This window comes from Psychrobacter sp. 1U2 (assembly GCF_051847575.1).
In genome coordinates this window covers 1-677 of the sequence record NZ_JBPYDC010001179.1, presented here as the reverse complement: position 1 = coordinate 677, position 677 = coordinate 1, and the positions used below count along the sequence as shown (strand labels likewise).

Annotated in this window: 1 protein-coding gene and 1 pseudogene; one reads left to right on the top strand and one right to left on the bottom strand. The window is 43.4% G+C overall.

From position 1 onward, the window contains the following. A partial coding sequence (locus ACS8FD_RS21065; RefSeq protein WP_439277300.1) for a c-type cytochrome occupies nucleotides 1-305 on the top strand: 305 nt, incomplete at its 5' end. 141 nt (nucleotides 306-446) lie between these two features. Here the strand turns inward: ACS8FD_RS21065 and ACS8FD_RS21060 are convergent. Continuing rightward, nucleotides 447-677 (bottom strand): annotated as a pseudogene (locus ACS8FD_RS21060) (translocation protein TolB); the annotation flags it as partial.

Here is a 677-nt window from a genome sequence, read left to right as displayed (position 1 = left end):
AAAAGCTATATCATGACTCATGTGCAGGCTGTCATATGCATGAAGGCGAGGGTGCTCAAGGTGCAGGTTATTACCCACCATTAGCCAATAACAGCAAAATGCAGTCGAAATACTACATTATTGATATATTGATTAATGGCTTTCGCGGTATGCCGTCATTTCATATGATGATGGACGATGAGCAAATGGCCGCTGTCACTCAATATGTCGTCAATGATTTGAACGGTTTTAAACAGACGGTCACTGCCGAAGATGTGGCGCAGCTAAGGCATGCCAATCCACCAGGTTATGATCCAAGCGAATAAGTGCATCACAACCAATCTTAGGCAATAGCTACTAATCGTAATGTATAAAAAAGCGCCCGATAATATGATCGAGCGCTTTTTTATTTGTATTAAGTAAGAAATAAGCCGGTATTAAAGCGATAAGTTTATAGAGTTAAAGACTTATTTAGGACTTGATGACCATACTGGGGAGCGGATAACGCCTTGACCAGACTTACCAAATGACTTACCTCCATTTAGGGATTTAATGGTTAAGACCCCTTTACCGCCTTGGGTTGAGGCATAGACCACACGCTTGCCATTAGGAGAGAAGCTTGGCGCCTCGTCGATACCTGTGCTACCAAGGTTGGCAGTCACTGCACCGTTGCTATTCATAATTGCAGCTGAGCGTCC